This is a genomic window from Pseudomonas sp. MF08875 (genome assembly GCF_059862525.1).
Genome location: NZ_JCBCUW010000027.1, coordinates 46,884 through 64,141 on the forward strand (window position 1 = coordinate 46,884; position 17,258 = coordinate 64,141).

Consider the following 17,258-nt stretch of genomic DNA (forward strand, 5'->3'; position numbering starts at 1 on the left):
TTTAGTCTTGCGGCAGGTTGTTGAAGATTTTTTCCAGCGTGGCGTTGAGCTTGGTGATCTGTGCTTCGGTCAGGCCCTTGAAGCTGGTGCGGAAGATGTCGCTGGTGCCGTGCTGGATCTCTTCGATGGTATGGCGCCCGGTTTCGGTGAGGGAAACCTGGGTCACCCGGCCGTCGCTGGCGCAGGTGTTGGTTTCGACCAGGCCATCGGCTTTCATGCGGTAGACGATTTTGGTGATGGTCGAGAGCTTGGCGATGGCGTGGATGGAGATTTCCGAAATGCTCGATTCGCCGTTTTCCTTGAGGATGAACAGGATCCGCCAGCGCGGGATGTCCATGTCGATTTTCTTCAGCGCTTTCTCCATGGCCATGGAGTAGCGTCCATGCAGGCGAGCCAGCCAGTAGAAGGGGAACTCTTCTTTCTTGAAGTCCTCACTGGCGGGGTTGTATCGGCTCAGGCGCTTTTTCGGGGTGGTCATAAAGGTTGGCGTAGTCTTTCTGGTGAGCTTGGGTGGAGTCGCGGGCGCCATTGTCGCGCTGCCCGCGGCAAAAGACCAGCGCACGCCAGGCCTGGGGCACTGCGGCGGAGCGCCTCAGCCCTGGAGAAACCGCTGGGCCAGGTCGAGTTGGGAGTTGGCCAGTTGATGCAGCTCATCGCCGATCTGGGTACTGCGCCGGGATTGGTCGCTGCTGGTCTGCGCCAGGCTAACGATCTGGGCGATCTGCCCGTTGATGTCCTGGGCCACCTGGCCTTGCTCTTCGATGGCCGAGGCCATCTGTAAACTCATCCCGGAAATCTGCCCGACCTCGTCGCAGATGCGCCGCAGGGCGGCTTGCACCTGGGTCACGTCCTCGCGCGATTGCCGCGCGGCCGACTCGCCCCGTTGTGCCGTGGCCAGGGCCAGGGCGCTGCCGTCACGTAGCTGCTCGATGGAGCGCTGGATCTGCTCGGTGGATTCGCGAGTGCGGGTGGCGAGGGTGCGTACTTCGTCGGCGACCACCGCAAAGCCACGGCCGCTCTCACCGGCGCGGGCCGCTTCGATGGCGGCATTGAGCGCCAGCAGGTTGGTCTGTTCGGCGATGCTGCGGATCACATGGGCCACGCCGCTGATGGACTCGATGGATTCGGCCAAGTGGTCCACGGCCTCGCCAATTTCCTCCACTGAGGTGCACAACCCGGTCATCGAGCGCTGGCTCTGCCCGGACAGGCCATCACCGTCGCGGGCCAGGCGATCCACGGCCTGCGTGGCCTGGGCCGTGTGTTGCAGGTTGCGCGACAGTTCCTGGATGGTTGCGCTCATTTGCTCCACCGCGGCGGCGGATTGCTCGGCTTCTTCGAGTTGCCGTTGCAGGTGGCCCGACTGGGCTTGCACCAGGTGGGACGATTCCTGTGCCCGTTGGCGCACGGTTTCGCCGTTGATCTGGATGCGCGCCATGACCGTGCGCATCCGCGTGTTCTGGCTGTTGAGGGCCATGTCGAAACAGCTGGCGATGCCGTTGCTGTCATCGTGCAGCGGCGCCAGCAAGGCATCGCTGTAGACCTGCGCGTGCCGGGCCATGACCCGGCGGCCATCGGCGTGCAGTTTGGCGCGGCCCTGGCAGGCCGCCGCGAACACGCCGCCCAGCACCAGCAGGCCCGGTACCAGGTCGATCTGCCCACCCAGCAGGGCGCCGCTCACCGCCAACCCCAGCAGCCAGGCGATGCCGTGGCTGCTGGCGTGTTCGCGCACTTGCCGGGCAACGCTCAGCGGGCCGTGGCCGTCGTTCAGCCGGCGGTAGAGGCGGTGCGCCCGCAGGCTCGTGGCCGGGTCCAGTGGGTGGTACACCGTGCCCAACGCATTCAACTGGCCGTCCTCGAACAACGGCACCACATAGAGGGTGCGCCAGAAGCTCAGGCCCTGTTTGTCGCGGCCCATCACCGGCGCCGTCCAGGGCACGCCACTGTGCAGGGTTTGCCACATGCGCTCGATGACGAGCGCGGGCATTTGCGGGTGGTTGATGAGTTCGTGGGGCTGGTTGAGCAACTCCTCCCGGGTGTAGCCGCTGAGCGCCAGGTAGGCTTCGTTGCAGGCCAGCAGGTGGCCGCGGGTGTCCAGGCGCGAAATCGGCAGTTCCGCTGGCGCGGCCACGAGGGCCGGTGCGGTATGTTCCTTTGGGTTAGCCACGCGATGCTCCTGCGATTACCAGCACTGGCCGCGTTCGGCGCGCATTTTGCGCACCATGGCGTCGAAGAACTTCACCGCAAAACCGCTGTCGCGGATAAGCATGGCGGTGAGCTCGGCGCATTTTTCGCTGATGGCCTCGGGCAGCGGGTTGTCCTCACCGCCCAGGGCGCCGGCCTGGCATTGGATCTCGGCGGCACGCTGCACCGTCCACAGCAGGAAGAACGCCTTGGCGATGCTGCTTTCGCCCACCGCGATGCCGTGGTTGCGCAGCACCAGGATGTGCTTGTCGCCGAGGCTGTCGATCATCCGCGCCTTTTCGTCATCGAACAGGGTGATGCCCTCGAACGTGTGGTAGCCGATGCGCCCGTAGAGCTGTGCGCCGTAGAAGTCATGGTGGGCGAAACCGGCCTTTTTCATGACGATGGCCGAGATAGGTGTGGTGTGGGTGTGGATCAGACACTGGATGTCCTCCCGCGCGCCGTGCACCGCACTGTGCAGGGCGAAACCGGCGGGGTTGGCGTCGTAGGGCGAGTCTTCGAGTTTCTTGCCGTGCAGGTCGACCTTGAGCAGGTTGGCCGGCGTCACCTCGGTGTAGTTGAGGCCGAACGGGTTGACCAGGTAATGGTGGGCCGGGCCGGGCAGGCGCGCGGAGATGTGGTTGAAAATGGTTTCGGTCCAGCCGAAGAAATCCACCAGGTGGTAGCACTGCGCAAGTTGCACGCGCAGCGCCCATTCGGCGTCGTCGCAGGTGAGGGGTTGGGCCAATGGCGATGGGTTCATGTCGCAGTCCTTGTGGCAGTGAGTCAGGGGTGGGCCTGTTCGCCGCGAAAGCGGGCCAGGGTGATGAGGTGCCGGGTGACGGGCATGGGGATGGCCATGCTGTCGGCCAGTTCCAGGACGGCGTCGCCGATGGCGGCCAGCTCCAGGCCCCGGCCTTTTTCGTAGTCTTGCAGCATCGAGGTGCGCACCGCGCCCATGGCGGCGCCCAGTTCCAGGAAGGTCTGCGGGTCGATGCTCACCCGGGCGCCGTAGGCAGCGGCCGTGAGCAGCGCTTCGTGCAGGCAACTGCTCACCAGGTCACGCAATTGCGGCAGGCTGTAGAGCTGTTCCAGGGTGGCGCCGGTAATCACCGAGAGCGGGTTGGAGGTGAGGTTGGCGATGATCTTGGTCCACAGGTTGTCGCGGATGCGCTCGGTGGCCCGCGCCTCGATGCCCACGCTTTCCACCAGCGCGCGCACTCGCTCCAGGCGGGGGCTGAGGCGGTTGTCGGGCTCGCCGAAAATCATCAGGTGCGGGGTGTGGGACTCGGCCACGGCGCTGGCCGGGCAGTGGGCGGTGATGAACACCACGCAACCGATGACGTGGCGCAGGTCCAGGGCCTGGCTGAGCGCCGAGTCGGGATCGACCGCGTTGACCCGCTGCCCGTCGAAGCGCCCGCCCTCGCCGTGGAAGTACCACCAGGGCACCCCGTTGACCACCGGCACCACCACCGTCTCGGCGCCGATCATCGGTTGCAGTTGCGCCAGCAGCACGCCCAGGGCCTGGGCCTTGGCGCAGACAAAAATCAGGTCCTGCTCGCCCAGGCTGGCGGCGTCGTCGCTGGCCTCGACCTGCACGTGGTGGTGGCCGTCCAGGTCGGTCAGGTGGATGCCGTCGCGCTGGATTGCGGCCAGGGTTTCGCCACGGGCCAGGACTTTGACCGTGTGGCCATGGCCCGCCAGGCGGGCGGCGAGGGTGCAGCCGATGGCACCGGCACCGGCAATGCCGATGCGCAGGGGGGAAGGGTTCATCGCGACTCCGGGTGTTCACAAGGCGGCGCCATTGCCGGCGCCGGGGTAGGGCGTGGCTCAGGTGGCGAGCATTTCCTGGTGCTTGCTGGCCAGGCCCAGGTAGGCCTCGATCACCCGTGGGTCGTCGGCCAGTTGCCGGGCCGGGCCCTGCATGGCGATCTGGCCGGTTTCCAGCACGTAGGCGTAGTCGGCCACCCGCAGGGCGGCGCGGGCGTTCTGCTCCACCAGCAGGATCGACACCCCTTGCTCGCGCAGGGCGGTGATGATGCGGAAAATCTCCCGGGTAATCAGCGGCGCCAGGCCCAGGCTCGGTTCGTCGAGCATCAGCAGTTTGGGCTTGGCCATCAACGCCCGGCCCACGGCAAGCATCTGCCGCTCGCCGCCGGAGAGGGTCGCGGCCAGTTGTTCGCGGCGTTCCCACAGGCGCGGGAACAGTTCGTAGATTTCCCCCAGGGTCTGGCTGTAGTTCCGCTCGCCCCGGCGATGGCGCTGGAAGGCGCCCAGTAGCAGGTTGTCGGCCACGCTCATGCTGGTGAACAGCTCGCGTTTTTCCGGCACCAGGCCCAGGCCACGGGAAACCATCACCTCCACTTCGGGCAGGGTTTGCAGGCTGCCGTCGAAATGCACCTGGCCGCGTGAGCCGAGCACGCCCATGATCGCCGACAGCAAGGTGGTTTTACCCGCGCCGTTGGGGCCGATCACGGTGACGATCTGGCCCTTGCCCACGGTCAGGCTGGCGTCACTCAGGGCTTCGACCTTGCCGTAGGCCACGCTCAGGCCCTTGATGTCGAGCACGGCATCGTCCACCCGGTTGCGCGGCGCGAGTTGCGGTTGCACTGGCATGTTCATCATTCCACTCCTCCCAAATAGGCTTCCAACACGGCCGGGTCCTTCTGTACGTCTTCGGGCAAGCCTTGGGCGATGCGTTGGCCGAATTCCATGACCACCACGCGGTCCACCAGGCCCATGACGAAGTCCATGTCGTGTTCCACCAGCAAAATCGCCATGCCTTCGCTGCGCAGGCGGCTGAGCAGCAGGCCGAGGGCTTCTTTTTCTTTCAGGCGCAGGCCCGCGGCGGGTTCGTCGAGCAGCAGCAGGCACGGGTCGGCGCACAGGGCGCGGGCGATTTCCAAAATGCGCTGTTGGCCCAGGGCCAGGCTGCCGGCCTCTTCATACAAGTAGTCGCCCAGGCCTACGCGCTCGAGCTGGCGCTTGGCTTCGCCGAGCAGGGCCGCTTCTTCGCGCCGCTCCAGGTGCAGGGCCGCGGACATCACGCCTTGCTGGCCGCGCAGGTGGGCGCCGATGGCGACGTTCTCCAGCACACTCATGTTGCCCAGCAGTTTTACGTGCTGGAAGGTGCGGCTCATGCCCATGCGCGCCACTTGCCGCGAGTTGAGGCCGTTGATCTTCTGGCCCCTGAACAGCACCTCGCCGCTGCTCGGTGTATCGACACCCGAGAGCTGGTTGAACAAGGTGCTTTTGCCGGCGCCGTTGGGGCCGATCAGGGCGAGGATTTCCCCCGAGTGGATCTCCAGGCTCATGTCGTTGTTGGCCACCAACCCGCCAAAGCGCTTGGTCACGTGGCGTGCCTCCAGGATCAGCTCGCCGTGCTTGGGCAGCTCCCGGCACGTCAGCGGCGCGGCGTCGGTATCGACCGTCTGCACCTTGTTACGCACCTTCAAGCGGGCGGGCACCAGGCGCATCAGCAACGGCCACAAGCCTCCCGGTGCGCGCTGCATCAGCACCACGATGAGGATGCCGAACACGATGATTTCGTAGTTGCCGGTGTTGCCCAGCAGGTGCGGCAGCCAGTCCTGCAACCATTGCTTGAGCAGGGTCAGGATGCCCGCGCCGAGCAGTGCGCCCCACACGCTGCCCACGCCGCCGATCAGGGCCATGAACAGGTAATCGATGCCCATGTTCAGGCCAAAGGGCGTGGGGTTGACGAAGCGTTGGGTGTGGGCATACAGCCAGCCGGAAACGGCGGCGAATACTGCCGAGATGACGAAGATCACCATTTTGGAGCGAAAGGTGTTCACCCCCATCGCCTCGGCCATCACCTGGCCGCCCTTGAGGGCGCGGATGGCGCGGCCTTCGCGCGAGTTCAGGAGGTTCTGGGTGATGACGATGGCGAGCAGCAGCAGGGCCCAGATCAGGTAGAACATGTTCTCGCCCTTATCCAGCTTCAGGCCGAACAGGGAAACCGACGGCAAGCCGCCGACGCCGGTGTGCCCGCCGAGGGATTCGAGGGTGCCGAACAGGTAATACAGCGACAGGCCCCAGGCAATGGTGCCCAGCGGCAGGTAGTGCCCGGACAGTTTCAGGGTCAGCGCACCCAGCACCAGGGCCACCGAGGCGGTGAGCGCCACGCCCACCAACAGGGTCAGCCAGGGCGACACCGCGGCCCAGGCCAGCCAACCCGGCAATTGCTCGGCGGTGGTCAGGTAGGCCGAGGTGTAGGCGCCCAGGCCGACGAACGCAGCCTGGCCGAAACTGGTCATGCCGCCGACGCCGGTGAGCAGCACCAGGCCCAGCACCACCAGGGCGTACATGCCGATGTAGTTGAGCAAGGTCACGTAGTAGGGCGGCAACAGCAGCGGCGCGACGCCCACCACCAGCAACAGGGCGAGTAACAGATAGCGTGGGTTCATTCTTCTTCCTCCACATGACGGCTGGTGAACGAACGCCACAGCAGGAACGGAATAATCAGGGTGAACACGATGATCTCTTTATAGGTACTGGCCCAGAACATCGAGAACGCTTCGATCAACCCCACCGCCAGGGCGCCGACGGCGGCCACCGGGTAACTGACCAAGCCGCCGATGATGGCGCCGACGAAGCCCTTGAGGCTGATGACGAAGCCGGAATCGAAATAGAGGGTGGTGATTGGCGCGATCAAAATCCCCGACAGCGTGCCAATCAGGGCGGCCAGCAGGAAGGTGGACTTGCCCGCCAGGGTCGGCGAAATACCCATCAGCCGCGCGCCCATGCGGTTTACCGCCGTGGCGCGCAAAGCCTTGCCGTAGAGCGTGCGCTCGAAGAACAGGTAGAGGCCCACGATCAACCCCAGCGACACCGCCAGCACCCACAGCGTCTGGCTGTTGAACGTCACCGGGCCCAACTCCAGCCCGGCCTCGGAGAACGGCCGGGTGCGTGCGCCTTCGGGGCCGAACAGCAGCAGGGCGATGCCGACCATGCTCACGTGCACCGCGATGGAGACGATCAGCAGCACCAGGGAGCTGGCCGAGGCAATCGGCTGGAACACCAGGCGATAGATCTGTGGCCCCAAAGGCACCACCAGCGCCAGGGTCAGCAGCGCTTGCACTGCCATCGGCAATTCGGCCAGGGGCAAGGTATGGATCAGCACCGCCAGCAGGGCGGCGTAGGCAAGCTTGAAAACAACGCGCCGGGGGAAACGAAAGGCCTGGCTCGAACGCGCCGCACCCCACAGGTCGAGGGCGCAGTCGAGCAACGTCAGGCCCAGCAGCAACCAGACCAGGGCGGTGGGGTGGCCGCTCTGCAAGGTGGCCATGGTCAAGGCGCCGTAGGTCACGAACTCACCTTGGGGGATCAGCAGGATCCGGGTCACGGTGAACACCAGGAGGATCGACAGGGCCAGCAGCGCGTAGATCGCGCCATTGGTCATGCCGTCCTGGCCCAGCAGCATGGCTATCTGGAAATTCATAAATGAGAGCTCTTTCTACCGATTGAATATCAGGCCCGCAGGCCGACCCGGGTCAGGCGTCGGCACGCGGGCAGGGCGACCGGTGTCGATTAGTTGTCGCGCAGCAACTTCCAGGTGCCGTTTTTCACCACGATCAGCTCGCGGCCGCGCTGGTCGAAGCCGCTGTGGTCTTGCGGCGTCATGTTGTAGACCCCTTGGGTGCCGGCCACTTCATGGCTTTGTTCCAGGGCATCGCGCAGGGCCGCGCGAAACTGCGGGGTGCCGGGGGCGGCCTTGCTCGCGGCAATCGGGATCGCTTGCTTGAGCAGCAGGCCGGCGTCGAAGGTGTTGCCGCCGAAGGTCGCCGGTTGGCTACCGTTGAGTTTTTCGTAGGCCTGGGTGTAGTCGCGGGCGATGGTCTTGGACGGATGGCTGTCGGGGATCTCATCGAGCACCAGCATCAGGCTCGCGGCGAGGATGGTGCCTTCGACCTTCTTGCCGCCCAGCTTGAGGAAGTCCGGCAGCGCCGCGCCGTGGGTCTGGTAGACCTGGCCGCGATAGCCCTGGTCGAACAGGGTGGTCTGCGGCATCACCGCCGAGCTGCCCGGCGCGGCCACCAGTACCGCGTCGGGGCGGGTGGCGAGAATTTTCAGGCTTTGGCCCGTCACCGACGTGTCCTGGCGCTGGAAGCGCTCGTTGGCCACGACCTTGATGTTCTGCTGCGCGGCCAGGCCGGCCATGACCTTGGCCCAGTTCTCGCCGTAGGGGTCGGCGGTGCCGATGAAACCGAGGGTCTTCACGCCTTTCTTGGCCATGTGCTCGAACAGCGCGGTGGCGATCAGGTCATCGTTTTGCGTGGTCTTGAACACCCATTTCTTCTGCTCGGTCATGGGCAGCACCACAGCGGCGGTGCCCACCGGCGCCAGCAGTGGCACGCCGGCCTCGGCGACGAACTGGATCACCCCCATGGCATTGGGCGAGCCGCTTGGGCCGATGATGGCATCGACATTTTCTTCGTCGATCAGCTTCTTCAGGGCCTTCACCGTGGCCGTTGGGTCGCTGCCGTCATCCAGCGAGATGTACTTCACTGCTTGGTCGCCTGCCTGGGTGGGCAGCAGCGGCACAGTGTTTTTCTGCGGCAGGCCAACCAACGCAATCGGCCCGGTGGAGGAGGTGATGACACCGATTTTCACTTCGGCTTGCGCAGCGGTGGCGCAGGCGGCACTCAACAACAACGTGGACACGGCTTTTCTGAAAAACATGACTTTCTCCGAAGAGTTGCAACGCTGCAAAAGGCTAATTGGCCAGCCGCCTCGACCACTCGGGGTGCGAGCACGGCCCAAGGTGCGGCCCTATTTGTTTTTTTGGTGAACGGTTGCTGTGCCCAGGCTCTGTTACCGAGCCGCGAGGCTGCCAGCGACCCTGGGTGATCGGTCGAAGGCGTTGAGGGCAAAAGCAGATTGCATGCCAGAAATTTCCTGGTGCATGGCAAAAGGCTGTTACCGCGACCGGGGTAACACCGCCTCGACGACCCTGCGGCCAGGGGCCGGAAAAGGGCTACTGGAAGGCCATCATCGGACGCTGAAAAACCGGCAGCACACCAGGCCGAACAAGGCTTTGATCTGGATCAAGAAAGCGGCCGAGGGCCGCGGAAACGGGTTTTTTAACGGGCAAAAAATGCCTGTTTTTTATGTGTTTTTTACGCCTGTTTTTGCCCTGAATTATTTTTTTGTTCGGCAACTTTTTCCGAAATTAGACCCTAGGGATTTTTCCGAATAATTGCGCGGTAACGGTCATGGTTTATTATTTAACATACTGATTTATATGAATAAAAATATTATTTTACGGGGATTTACGGCCTTTTTCCGGTGTTACCAAACTGCACGCGGATGGTGCGAAACAGCAAAATTTGCACCGAAAATACACACTCTTTTATTTGGTAAAATTCAATTGACAATTCACGTAAATATTATGATTTTAGATTTAAGCGATTACCCGGGCCCCACGCTCAGGTCGTCCGTTCTGGCGGCACCTAACAAACAGGTACAAACGCATGTCGATCGTTGTCGAGGATTTAGCCTTAGGAGCAAACGGCCTGTCGGTCATGGTCAAAGACACCATCGACATCGCCGGTTACCCGACCCGTGCTTCAAGCCGTGCATTGGCCGATGCCCCGGCCGCGGCAGAACATGCCCAGGTGGTGGCGGCATTGCTGGCGGCGGGCTGGCGGGTCACCGGCAAAACCAGCCTGCATGAACTGGCCTTCGGCACCACCGGCCTCAACGCCTGGACCGGCACCCCGGCCAACCCGCGTTATCTGGGCTACATCCCGGGCGGTTCTTCCAGTGGTTCGGCGGCGGCGGTGGCGGCGGGGCTGTGCGATGTGGCCCTGGGCACCGACACTGGCGGCTCGGTGCGCATACCGGCGGCCTGCTGCGGTGTGTTTGGCCTTAAACCCACCTTCGGCCGTGTCAGCCGCCAGGGTGTGATGCCCGCCCGCAGCAGCCTCGATTGCGTGGGTCCGCTGGCGCGGGACATGGACAGCCTGATCGCGGCGATGCACGCCATCGACCCCACCTTCACCACACCCAAGTTGCCCCACAGCCTGACCATTGGCGTGGTCGGCGTAGCGGCCTGTGCCCCGGTTCAGGTGGCCGTGAGCCAGGCCCTGGCCCGCTGCGGCTGGCCGTTGGTGGCGCAATCACTGCCGGGCATGGCCGCTGCTTATGGCGCGGCAATGGCGGTCATCAACGGCGAAACCTGGGCCGCTTGCGGCCATCTCCTGGCAACCGGCCATGTCGGCAACGACGTCGCCGAGCGCCTGCGCGCCGCCAGCCTGACCTCGCCTCAAGCCTTGGCCGATGCCGACATTATCCGCCGCGCCTTTACCGCGGAAGTGGACGCAGCCCTGGCCGTCACGCCGATCCTGGCCCTGCCGACCATGCCCGATTTGCCCTTGCTGGTCGCCGATGCGGCCGACACCCGCGCCGCCCTGGGTATGACGTCCCTGGTGCGCGCTTTCAATCTGTCCGGCCACCCGGCCCTGAGCATCCCGTTGCACAGCGCTTCGGGGCTGCCGGTAGGCCTTCAACTCATTGCCGCCCATGGCGCGGACGAACTGCTGTGCGCAGTCGCCCGCGAACTGGCCCGGCGCCTGGAAGAGTAAATCGTGATGCTGACTATGGAGAAACCCATGAACGCGCCAAGCGAGCTGAATCAACAGCGTTGCGTGCCGATCACGGCCAATGAAGCGTTTCAACAGTTGCTGGCCGAGATCCGTACCCGCGCCCGCAGCGAAGAGTTCGACCAACAGAAATTCATCTCCCAGGACATCATCGAGCGCTTTCGCACGCTCGGTGTGTACCGTGCCCTGGTGCCCAAGCGCTTTGGCGGTGACGAGCGCTCGCCCGCCGAGTTCTGCCAAATGGTCGAAGACATCTCGGTGGCCGACGGCTCGGCCGGTTGGGTCGCAAGCTTCGGCATGAGCCCGGTGTACCTGGCGGCGCTGCCCCTGGAAACCATCAAGAAGATTTACGCCGACTCGCCCGACGTGGTCTTCGCCGGCGGCATCTTTCCACCCCAACCTGCGGCTTTTGTCGAGGGCGGGTTGGAGGTCAACGGGCGCTGGAAGTTCTCCAGCGGCTGCATGGGCGCCTCGCTGATCGGCGTCGGCATCAGCCCGAAAAACGGCGAGATGCTTGGCCTGCCACGCCTGGCGGTGATGCCACGGGAAAAAGTGCGCATCGAGGAAACCTGGAACGTCTTGGGCCTGGTCGGCACCGGCAGCCACGACGTGGTGGTCGAAGGTGTGGTGGTACCGGAGGAGTGGACCTTCGTGCGCGGCGGCCCGGCCAACCTGGACGAGCCGTTCTTCCGCTACCCGTCGCTGTCTTTTGCCACTCAGGTGTTGTCGGTGGTGGGCCTGGGCGTGGCCCGTGCGGCCCTGGACGAGTTGAGCGGCATGGCCAGCGGGCGCATCTCGGTAACCGGCGCGCCGTCGTTGTCCGACCGGCCCCTGGCCCAGGTCGAAATGGCCAAGGCCGAAGCCTCCCTGCGGGCGGCGCGTTCGTGGTTCTACCAAGCCATCGACGATGCCTGGGCCAGTGTCCTGGCGGGCGACCCGGTGAGCGTCGAGCAGACCAACATGCTGCGCCTGTCCTCGACCCACGCCACCCGCGTGGCAGCCGAGGTGGCGCGCACCGCGCAAATGCTCTCGGGCATGAGCGGGGTCTACCGCACCAGCCCGCTGTCGCGCTTTGTCAACGACACCCAGGTCATTACCCAGCACGCCTTCATGGGCGACATGACCTACCAGAACGCCGGCGCGATTTTCTTCGGCAACAAGCCGCTGCCCGGCTACCTGTAATTTTTCTCAACTCGAATCGGTGAACCCCATGAGCGATAAAAAAGCCCTGCGTGTGCTGTTTTGCATCGGCATCAACCAAAACTTCTTCGATGCCCCGCGCCCCGAAGCCCTGGAAGTCTGGGCGGCGTTCGGCGCCATGTGGAACGGCATCGCCGACCTGCCGGGCGTGACCGTGCTGGGCAACATGGACGACGACCAGAGCATGGTCGGCCCGTCCGCCGGCTGGCCCTGGACCACCTACCTGCTGGCCGACGTGCCGGACATCGAAACCGTCCACGCCGCCTGCAACCTGTTCCGTACCACGGCGGTGGGTGATGGCCCGTACAAACTGTGGAAGTACTGCAAGGTCGAGGCCCGCACCGGGCGTGAACTGATTATCCAGCGCTAAGCCTGCGAGGTCGCCATGTCGTCACACGAGCACATTCGCGCGCTGGAGCTGCGCCTGGAGCAACTGGAAAGCGAGAACGCGATCCGCGCCTGCATGAACCGCTACATGTTCCTGTGCGACGAGTTGGGCGTGGCTTCGCCCCTCGACGAACTGGCCGGGCTGTTCACCGAAGACGCGGTCTGGGAAGGCAAGGGTGCCAAGTACCAGAACAGCTTCGGCGGCTATCAGGGGCGCGCGGCGATCAAGGCGATGTTCGCCACTTATATGGTGGAGCCTGCGCATTTTTCGCTGAACGTGCACTTCCTGACCTCGGAGCTGATCCAGGTCAGCGGTGACAGCGCCCAGGCCAGTTGGGTGATGTTGCAGGCCTCGACCTTCGCCTCGGGGGCCTCGCACCTCAACAGCGCCCGCCTGACGGTGCGTTTTACCCGGGAGCAAGGGCAGTGGCGCATGGCGCACTTCCAGACCGAGAACCTGTTCAGCCGCCCCGTGAGCACCTGGAACAGCGCCGCGCACCTGCCCGTGCCCGGCAAGCCCGGCCAGTGACCCCCAGAATTCTTAGAGTCGGCGAACCGAGCCGACGAGGAGTGACCGTGAATAACCTGATAAACACCGTAACCCTGGACGCTTGCCCGTCCGACCTGGTCCAGAGCGACCGCGTGCACACGTCGCTGTACACCGACGCCAAGCTGTTCGACGAGGAACTGGAAAAGATCTTCTACAGCACCTGGATCTGGGTGGCCCACGCCAGCGAAATTCCCGAGTCCGGCAGCTACAAGAGCACCTACATCGGCAAGCAACCGGTGATCGTGGTGCGCGACCGCAAAAAAGACGTGCACGTGCTGCTTAACCGCTGCCGCCACCGCGGGGCCACAGTGTGCGAACACAAAAAGGGCAAGACCAACAGCTTCGTCTGCCCGTACCACGGCTGGAGCTACGCCCTGGACGGCAGCCTGCGCGGTGTGCCACACCCGGAAAGCTACGCCGATTGCCTGGACAAGGCCGAACTGCCCCTGGTCAGCCTGCGGGTGGAGCAATACAACGGCATGATCTTCGCCACCTTCAAGGACGATATCGAGCCGTTGGCCGACTACCTGGGGGCGGCGAAAAAATGGATCGACCTGTTCATGAAGCAGGGCGCCGGCTACCCGGTGAAAGTCGGCGGTGAGCACCGCTTCCGCTTCCCCGGCAACTGGAAAATCCAGTTGGAAAACACCACCGACGCCTACCACTTCCCGTTGGTGCATAAGTCGTTCCTGTCCTCGGTGGACGAGCAGACCCTGGAGTTGTTCGACTTCGTGCAAGGGCCGGGCTACGTCGAAGACCTGGGCAACGGCCACAGCGTGATGGTGATGATCCCCGACCTGGTGGACCTTGAAGCCAACCTCGAGCTGCCGATCCCGGAGCGCTTCGAAGACCTCGCCGCGCAACTGCGCGCCGAAGGCCACGAGGAGGCGGCGGTGCGGCGCATCGTGCGCGCGGTGGGCGGTTCGGGCTTCAACCTCAACCTGTTCCCCAACATCGCTTGCTCCATGGCGTTCTTCCGGGTGCTGCAACCGATCGCGGTGAACGAAACCGAGATCCACCACGCCGTCATCACCATGGACGGCGGCCCGGCCGTGGCCAACCGTTATCGCCTGCGCCTGCACGAACACTTCCAGGGCCCGATGGGCTTTGGCACCCCGGACGACTCCGAAGCCTGGGAGCGCGTACAGCGCGGCGCCAGCGCCGGCAGCGACCTGTGGATCATGCTCAACCGTGGTTTGCCGGGCGAGAAAGCCTCCGCCGATGGCCGGGTGAGCGACGTGAGCGCCGAAACCGGTATGCGGGCGGGCTACCAGCAGTGGAAAAAGATGATGTCGGCCAAGTGACGGAGAACCCCATGAACAACCTGCAATTGCTCAACCAAGTCAGCGCTTTCATCTGGCAGGAAGCGGACATGCTCGACCACGGCGAATTCGCCGCGTGGCTGGAGCTGTGGACCGAGACGGCGACCTACATCATCCCCATCGACCCGTTGGAAACCGATTTCGAGAACACCCTCAACTACGCCTACGACGACCACCACATGCGCCAGTTGCGCGTCACGCGCCTGACCAGCGGCGAGTCGATCTCCACCACGCCACGGGCGCGCACCGTGCGTAGCCAGTCGCGCTTTCGCGTGCTCAGCGACGAGCAGGGCGTGGTCACCGTGCGGTGCGCGCAGAACCTGCGCGAGTTCCGCAAGGACGTGCTCAAGCAGTACACCGCCGACGTCACCTTCGAGCTGGTGCGCAGCGGCGACAGCTTCAAGATCCAGCGCAAGCTGATCCAGCTCATCAACTCCACCGACACCCTGGCGGGTATCGGCTACATCCTCTGAGGGCTACGCCATGACACAGGTCGCATTGGTCACCGGCGCCGGCCAGGGGCTGGGCAAGAGTATCGCCGAGCAACTGCTGGGCGCCGGTTACCGGGTAGTGATAAGCGACCGCTCGCTGGCGGCGGCGCAAGCCTGCGCCGCGCAACTGGACGCCAGCGGCGAGCGGGTGCTGGCGCTCAAACTCGACGTGGCCGACAAGGCCGATTTTGAAGGGGCGCTGGCGCAAGTAGTGGCCCATTGGGGCCAACTGCATGTACTGGTCAACAACGCGGCCATGACCATGACCACGCCTGTGATGCAGATCAGCCCGGAGGAATTCGACCGGGTGGTCAGCGTCAACCAGCGCGGCACCTTTGTCGGCTGCCAGGTGCTGGGCAGCTACCTCGCCGCGCAGGGCTACGGGCGGATCATCAACATGGCCTCCCTGGCGGGGCAGAACGGCGGCACGGCCACGGGCGCCCATTACGCGGCGTCCAAGGGCGCGATCATCACCCTGACCAAGATCTTCGCCAAAGAGCTGGCGGCGAGCGGGGTCACGGTCAACGCCATCGCCCCGGGGCCCATCGAGTCGCCGGCGGTGCGCGCCGCCGTGCCGCCCGAGCGCTTGGAAAAACTGATCGAGGGCATCCCGGTCAAGCGCCTGGGGGACGCCGCGTTCATTGGCAAACTGGTCGTGCAACTGGCCGGCGAAGACGCCTACTTCACCACCGGGGCGACCTGGGACGTGAACGGCGGGCTGTTCATGCGTTAAGCGTGCCGGCTGCAGGTTTGCAACCACAGCGGGGCGCGCCCAGGTGCGCGGCCCGACAACGAATTCAGGATGGTCCTGTATGAGCGATCAATTATTGAAAGTCGTCGTGCGCAAGCGCGAGGAGCAGGGCGAAGGTGTCGTCGTCCTCGACCTGGGCGACCCGTCGGGGCAGGCCTTGCCCGCCTTCGAAGCGGGCGCCCATGTCGATATCCACCTCAAGGCCGGGCTGGTGCGCCAGTATTCCCTGTGCGGCGACCCGGCCAACGCCGGCGCCTATCGCTTGGGCGTGCTCAAGGACCCGGCCTCGCGCGGCGGTTCCCTGGCGGTGCATGAGCTTATGCAAGTAGGGCGGGAAATCGACATCAGCCTGCCGCGCAACCACTTCCCCCTGGCGGGCGAGGCGCGGCGCTCGATCCTGATCGGCGGCGGTATCGGCATCACGCCGATGGTGGCCATGGCCTACGCCCTGAACGCCCGCGACAGCGATTTCGAGCTGCATTACTGCGGCCGTTCCCGGGGCCGCAGCGCCTTCCTCGATGAACTGGGCAACGCGGCGTTCGCGGCCCGGGTGCACACCCACTTCGACGACGAGGGCGAGGCCCAGAAGCTGGACCTGCGCAGCGTGCTGGGCACGCCCCAGGCCGGGGTGCATGTGTACGTCTGCGGGCCGGCCGGGTTCATGGACTGGGTCATCGCCCAGGCCCTGGGCGCGGGCTACGCGGACGACCATGTGCACCGCGAATACTTCCAGGTCGAAGTCGACGCCTCGGGCGCAGGCTTTGAAGTGGTGGCCCAGCGCAGCGGCAAGACCGTGCAAGTGGCCGAAGGCCAAAGCATCGTCGAGGCCCTGACGGCGGTGGGTATCAAGATTGAAGTGTCCTGTGAGCAGGGCGTGTGCGGCACTTGCCTGTGCGACGTGATTGAAGGCGAGCCGGACCACCGCGACGTCTACCTCACCGACGACGAAAAAAGCGCCAATGACCAGATTCTGGTGTGCTGTTCCCGGGCCAAGTCCAAGAAACTGGTGCTGGATATCTGATAGACCGGAGGGTAAGACCATGGTCGATACAACTGGATTTCGTAACTCAATGGCAATGCTCGGTGGCGCGGTGTCGGTCATCACCACCGACGGTCCCGCCGGGCGTTTCGGCTTCACCGCCTCGGCGGTGTGCAGCGTCACCGACCAGCCGCCGACCTTGCTGGTGTGCATGAATCGCTCGTCGTTTTCCAACGTGCATTTCAAGAGCAACGGTGTGCTCAGCGTGAACGTGCTGACGCCCGGGCACCAGGAAGTCTCGGGGGCGTTTTCCAACCGTCACCTGGACACCGAGCAACGGTTTTCCTGCGCCTCCTGGAGCACCCTGGAAAGCGGCGCGCCGCTGCTGGACGAGGCGCTGGTGAGTTTCGACTGCCGCATTGCCCAGGCCCATGAAGTGGGTTCCCACACGATTTTCTATTGCGAGGTATTGGGTATCCGCAATGGCGAAAGCCAGGAAGGCCTGGTGTATTTCAACCGCGCCTACCACCGTTTGGGAGATGCCTCCAAAGCGACTTCCTGATGCAGTAAGTTGATAAGAGTTTTCCTGTTCGTTGTGTTTCAAGAATAAATAAAAAAGCGGTTGTCGCTGTTATGGCGAATGGCTGTGTTACGACTTTTTTGCAGTAAGTGGTTATAAAAACAATACTGCGGATTGACTGCCGAAGTTTCACTTTTGCTGAATTAATCTGCTTCCACTAGCCGTGCCTGTGTGCATGTAAAAAAGAAGGAAAGTT

General features: G+C 64.1%; 18 protein-coding genes. 10 read left to right on the forward strand and 8 right to left on the reverse strand.

Features of this window, described 5'->3' with window-relative positions:
- Nucleotide 1: 1 nt before the first annotated feature.
- The 8 genes from AC19YT_RS16960 to AC19YT_RS16995 form a co-directional block, all read right to left on the reverse strand.
- Nucleotides 2–478 carry a MarR family winged helix-turn-helix transcriptional regulator gene (locus tag AC19YT_RS16960; RefSeq protein ID WP_095111067.1) on the reverse strand — a complete coding sequence of 159 codons (477 nt, stop codon included), beginning with the start codon at nucleotides 476–478 and terminating at the stop codon, nucleotides 2–4.
- 114 nt (nucleotides 479–592) lie between these two features.
- Nucleotides 593–2,164: a methyl-accepting chemotaxis protein gene (locus tag AC19YT_RS16965; protein WP_500610668.1), complete on the reverse strand. Its 1,572-nt coding sequence runs from the start codon at nucleotides 2,162–2,164 to the stop codon at nucleotides 593–595.
- 15 nt (nucleotides 2,165–2,179) lie between these two features.
- Entirely contained in the window at nucleotides 2,180–2,944 is a 765-nt protein-coding gene (locus AC19YT_RS16970; protein WP_500598299.1) for a class II aldolase/adducin family protein, read from the reverse strand.
- A 23-nt stretch (nucleotides 2,945–2,967) separates the two neighbouring features.
- Nucleotides 2,968–3,954 (reverse strand): ketopantoate reductase family protein, encoded by a 987-nt coding sequence (locus tag AC19YT_RS16975; protein WP_500598298.1) that lies wholly within the window; start codon nucleotides 3,952–3,954, stop codon nucleotides 2,968–2,970.
- 57 nt (nucleotides 3,955–4,011) lie between these two features.
- Nucleotides 4,012–4,803 (reverse strand): ABC transporter ATP-binding protein, encoded by a 792-nt coding sequence (locus tag AC19YT_RS16980; protein ID WP_095111070.1) that lies wholly within the window; start codon nucleotides 4,801–4,803, stop codon nucleotides 4,012–4,014.
- Nucleotides 4,803–6,605, reverse strand: coding sequence for a branched-chain amino acid ABC transporter ATP-binding protein/permease (locus AC19YT_RS16985; protein ID WP_095111071.1), 1,803 nt, complete (start codon nucleotides 6,603–6,605; stop codon nucleotides 4,803–4,805). Before AC19YT_RS16985 ends, AC19YT_RS16980 begins: the two co-directional genes overlap by 1 nt.
- Nucleotides 6,602–7,639, reverse strand: a complete 1,038-nt coding sequence (locus AC19YT_RS16990; RefSeq protein WP_095111072.1) for a branched-chain amino acid ABC transporter permease — start codon at nucleotides 7,637–7,639, stop codon at nucleotides 6,602–6,604. Before AC19YT_RS16990 ends, AC19YT_RS16985 begins: the two co-directional genes overlap by 4 nt.
- A gap of 89 nt (nucleotides 7,640–7,728) precedes the next feature.
- Nucleotides 7,729–8,880 carry an ABC transporter substrate-binding protein gene (locus tag AC19YT_RS16995; RefSeq protein WP_500598295.1) on the reverse strand — a complete coding sequence of 384 codons (1,152 nt, stop codon included), beginning with the start codon at nucleotides 8,878–8,880 and terminating at the stop codon, nucleotides 7,729–7,731.
- 202 nt (nucleotides 8,881–9,082) lie between these two features.
- Here AC19YT_RS16995 and AC19YT_RS17000 point away from each other — a divergent pair, with 202 nt between their 5' ends.
- The 10 genes from AC19YT_RS17000 to AC19YT_RS17045 all read left to right on the forward strand — a co-directional run bounded on the left by AC19YT_RS17000 (nucleotide 9,083) and on the right by AC19YT_RS17045 (nucleotide 17,044).
- Nucleotides 9,083–9,397 (forward strand): hypothetical protein, encoded by a 315-nt coding sequence (locus AC19YT_RS17000; RefSeq protein ID WP_500610669.1) that lies wholly within the window; start codon nucleotides 9,083–9,085, stop codon nucleotides 9,395–9,397.
- Nucleotides 9,398–9,671: 274 nt separating this feature from the next.
- A complete protein-coding gene (locus tag AC19YT_RS17005; protein WP_500610670.1) occupies nucleotides 9,672–10,784 on the forward strand; it encodes an amidase in 1,113 nt (370 codons plus the stop codon).
- Between the two features lie 27 nt (nucleotides 10,785–10,811).
- A complete protein-coding gene (locus AC19YT_RS17010) occupies nucleotides 10,812–11,984 on the forward strand; it encodes an acyl-CoA dehydrogenase family protein (RefSeq protein WP_500610671.1) in 1,173 nt (390 codons plus the stop codon).
- A 28-nt stretch (nucleotides 11,985–12,012) separates the two neighbouring features.
- A complete protein-coding gene (locus AC19YT_RS17015) occupies nucleotides 12,013–12,372 on the forward strand; it encodes an IacB protein (RefSeq protein WP_095111076.1) in 360 nt (119 codons plus the stop codon).
- A gap of 15 nt (nucleotides 12,373–12,387) precedes the next feature.
- Nucleotides 12,388–12,918, forward strand: a complete 531-nt coding sequence (locus AC19YT_RS17020; RefSeq protein WP_095111077.1) for a nuclear transport factor 2 family protein — start codon at nucleotides 12,388–12,390, stop codon at nucleotides 12,916–12,918.
- Between the two features lie 47 nt (nucleotides 12,919–12,965).
- Nucleotides 12,966–14,243 (forward strand): aromatic ring-hydroxylating oxygenase subunit alpha, encoded by a 1,278-nt coding sequence (locus AC19YT_RS17025; RefSeq protein WP_095111078.1) that lies wholly within the window; start codon nucleotides 12,966–12,968, stop codon nucleotides 14,241–14,243.
- An 11-nt stretch (nucleotides 14,244–14,254) separates the two neighbouring features.
- Nucleotides 14,255–14,734 (forward strand): aromatic-ring-hydroxylating dioxygenase subunit beta, encoded by a 480-nt coding sequence (locus tag AC19YT_RS17030; RefSeq protein WP_095111079.1) that lies wholly within the window; start codon nucleotides 14,255–14,257, stop codon nucleotides 14,732–14,734.
- A gap of 10 nt (nucleotides 14,735–14,744) precedes the next feature.
- Nucleotides 14,745–15,485 (forward strand): SDR family NAD(P)-dependent oxidoreductase, encoded by a 741-nt coding sequence (locus tag AC19YT_RS17035; protein WP_500610672.1) that lies wholly within the window; start codon nucleotides 14,745–14,747, stop codon nucleotides 15,483–15,485.
- A gap of 79 nt (nucleotides 15,486–15,564) precedes the next feature.
- The gene (locus AC19YT_RS17040; RefSeq protein ID WP_095111081.1) at nucleotides 15,565–16,524 is read left to right on the forward strand and encodes a PDR/VanB family oxidoreductase; all 960 of its coding nucleotides are present in this window, start codon (nucleotides 15,565–15,567) and stop codon (nucleotides 16,522–16,524) included.
- Nucleotides 16,525–16,543: 19 nt separating this feature from the next.
- Nucleotides 16,544–17,044: a flavin reductase gene (locus AC19YT_RS17045; protein WP_095111082.1), complete on the forward strand. Its 501-nt coding sequence runs from the start codon at nucleotides 16,544–16,546 to the stop codon at nucleotides 17,042–17,044.
- The last annotated feature ends 214 nt before the right edge of the window (nucleotides 17,045–17,258 follow it).

What these genes read in the sequence shown, in the direction of transcription:
- AC19YT_RS16960 (WP_095111067.1), bottom strand. Translation starts at nt 478, where the DNA reads ATGACCACCCCGAAAAAGCGCCTGAGCCGATACAACCCCGCCAGTGAG.
- AC19YT_RS16970 (WP_500598299.1), bottom strand. Translation starts at nt 2,944, where the DNA reads ATGAACCCATCGCCATTGGCCCAACCCCTCACCTGCGACGACGCCGAA.
- AC19YT_RS16975 (WP_500598298.1), bottom strand. Translation starts at nt 3,954, where the DNA reads ATGAACCCTTCCCCCCTGCGCATCGGCATTGCCGGTGCCGGTGCCATC.
- AC19YT_RS16980 (WP_095111070.1), bottom strand. Translation starts at nt 4,803, where the DNA reads ATGAACATGCCAGTGCAACCGCAACTCGCGCCGCGCAACCGGGTGGAC.
- AC19YT_RS16985 (WP_095111071.1), bottom strand. Translation starts at nt 6,605, where the DNA reads ATGAACCCACGCTATCTGTTACTCGCCCTGTTGCTGGTGGTGGGCGTC.
- AC19YT_RS16990 (WP_095111072.1), bottom strand. Translation starts at nt 7,639, where the DNA reads ATGAATTTCCAGATAGCCATGCTGCTGGGCCAGGACGGCATGACCAAT.
- AC19YT_RS16995 (WP_500598295.1), bottom strand. Translation starts at nt 8,880, where the DNA reads ATGTTTTTCAGAAAAGCCGTGTCCACGTTGTTGTTGAGTGCCGCCTGC.
- AC19YT_RS17000 (WP_500610669.1), top strand. Translation starts at nt 9,083, where the DNA reads ATGCCAGAAATTTCCTGGTGCATGGCAAAAGGCTGTTACCGCGACCGG.
- AC19YT_RS17005 (WP_500610670.1), top strand. Translation starts at nt 9,672, where the DNA reads ATGTCGATCGTTGTCGAGGATTTAGCCTTAGGAGCAAACGGCCTGTCG.
- AC19YT_RS17010 (WP_500610671.1), top strand. Translation starts at nt 10,812, where the DNA reads ATGAACGCGCCAAGCGAGCTGAATCAACAGCGTTGCGTGCCGATCACG.
- AC19YT_RS17015 (WP_095111076.1), top strand. Translation starts at nt 12,013, where the DNA reads ATGAGCGATAAAAAAGCCCTGCGTGTGCTGTTTTGCATCGGCATCAAC.
- AC19YT_RS17020 (WP_095111077.1), top strand. Translation starts at nt 12,388, where the DNA reads ATGTCGTCACACGAGCACATTCGCGCGCTGGAGCTGCGCCTGGAGCAA.
- AC19YT_RS17030 (WP_095111079.1), top strand. Translation starts at nt 14,255, where the DNA reads ATGAACAACCTGCAATTGCTCAACCAAGTCAGCGCTTTCATCTGGCAG.
- AC19YT_RS17035 (WP_500610672.1), top strand. Translation starts at nt 14,745, where the DNA reads ATGACACAGGTCGCATTGGTCACCGGCGCCGGCCAGGGGCTGGGCAAG.
- AC19YT_RS17040 (WP_095111081.1), top strand. Translation starts at nt 15,565, where the DNA reads ATGAGCGATCAATTATTGAAAGTCGTCGTGCGCAAGCGCGAGGAGCAG.
- AC19YT_RS17045 (WP_095111082.1), top strand. Translation starts at nt 16,544, where the DNA reads ATGGTCGATACAACTGGATTTCGTAACTCAATGGCAATGCTCGGTGGC.